Genomic DNA, 416 nt, shown 5'->3' with positions numbered 1-416 from the left:
TTGCCCAGGCCGTCGTAGGCGGCGAGCACGCCTAAGATCTTCCCGCCGGTCTCGGTGTACAACTGCACGAAGATCGTGCCGGCCGGCTGGTTGTCTCAGTCGGGGACGACCTGGTCGGCGACGACCGTGTAGTCGCCGCTGTCGGTCTTCTCCTTCAGCGCCTCGACCGCGCCCTGCTTGAACAGGGTCGCGTTGTTGTCCGTCGGCGAGCCGTTGAGGAACGCGATGTTCGCGGTCGTCGTGCCGGCGTCGGCCAGGCACTTCTCCAGCCCCTGCCCCTGGAGCCGGCCGACCTCGACGTTGTCGAACGACACGTAGTAGTCGGCGCCGCCGCCGTGGGTGAGCCGGTCGAAGTCGATCGTCGCGATGCCCTGGGCCTGCGCCTTCTGCAGCACCCCCTTGCCGGTGCCGGGGTC

1 protein-coding gene is annotated in these 416 nt (G+C 68.5%); it reads right to left on the bottom strand.

Going from position 1 to position 416, the window contains the following annotated elements; genetic code table 11:
• Positions 1–95 precede the first annotated feature (95 nt).
• Positions 96–416 (bottom strand): substrate-binding domain-containing protein (locus tag KVT14_RS20125; protein WP_217617278.1); only part of this gene is annotated, 321 nt, incomplete at its 5' end.

Origin of the sequence: Cellulomonas sp. GbtcB1, from assembly GCF_019091725.1 — a bacterium.
GTDB lineage: Bacteria > Actinomycetota > Actinomycetes > Actinomycetales > Cellulomonadaceae > Cellulomonas.
This window is presented reverse-complemented; position numbering and strand designations above follow the sequence as displayed.